1 pseudogene is annotated in these 1,170 nt (G+C 49.4%); it reads left to right on the top strand.

From position 1 onward, the window contains the following. Positions 1 to 444: 444 nt before the first annotated feature. Positions 445 to 1,170 (top strand): annotated as a pseudogene (locus Q1A48_RS21230) (hypothetical protein); the annotation flags it as partial.

Here is a 1,170-nt window from a genome sequence, read left to right as displayed (position 1 = left end):
GGAACGTTAGTTCCGTACAGACCGCTTTGAGCGGTTCACGATTAAAGCCACCGGCTTTGCCGGTGGATATTTACTAATTCTGGGGCTGTAGCCCTATAAGGGTGTTTATCGCAACTCGCGTCTACCCCAGACTTGTGATAAATACACGTTATTAAAGTGCAGGCTTCGTATTATCAGGGCCTGAACTCAAAAAACTGTCCGAAGTATTTCTTGACAGAGTTGCCATAAAATAATAAAACAATAGTTCGGACAGTTTTTCAGTATGGGTATCGGCGAGCAAGGGGATACTTTCATGTCATTTAGTGTCCACCCGGAGTTTCTATAAATTGACTCTTCCTGTCTGTGGCCAAAGCCCTGTAGGTTCAGGGCTCTAGCACTTTAAAACTATTCTAAGTTTTGATAAAAAGTACGCTATAAAAACTAAGCCATAGTAAGGAGGCTGTAGTGGCAGGGTTGTTCCGTCAGCAAGCCATGGAAAGACACGCAGACCGCCTGCACGGTGAGATTCTGCTCCTGCCCCGCCTTTCACACGGTGTCATTTTGTCATTGCTACTAGTCTGGGTGGCTCTCTCCATCATCTGGCTTTTCAGCAGCAACTATGCTCGTAAGGAAAGCGTAACTGGTTGGCTGGAACCGGCTTCGGGTGTAGTGCGGGTATACGCTGAGCGCTTGGGTATTATCAAACAGGTGCTGGTGCGTGAGGGTGATTGGGTATTGAAGGATCAACCCTTGATCGTGGTCAATGGTGATCGAATATTGGCAGATGGTAAGCACCTCGAAACTTTATTACTGGCGGAGTACGAAAGCCAACAAAAATTAATCACGGAGCAACTGGAGCGCAGCGAAAAAATCTATCGCCAGCAGTTGCGGGATACCGAGCAGCGTATCGTCGCTGGCGAGGAAGACCTGGCTCTGCTCGAAAAACAGATAAAGACCCAGGTCCACCGTTACGACTTGAGTGCAGAACAGGCGGGGCGCTATCGACAACTCAAGCGTGAAGGTTATATTTCCTTGGCGGAGCTGGACGCGGTTATTGCCCAGGAATTGGAGCTGCACGCAGAACGTCAGGATCTCGCGCGCAGCCGGGTGAATTTGCGCAACCAGATTCGGCAACTGGAAAGTGATCGCCTGCTGCTTCCCGAAGAGTTTGCCAACAGTGGCGACCAGTTG

This window comes from uncultured Microbulbifer sp. (assembly GCF_947489355.1).
In the GTDB taxonomy this organism is placed as follows: domain Bacteria; phylum Pseudomonadota; class Gammaproteobacteria; order Pseudomonadales; family Cellvibrionaceae; genus Microbulbifer.
Note: the sequence above shows the minus strand (reverse complement) of the source record. Positions and strands in the feature narration are given on the sequence as shown.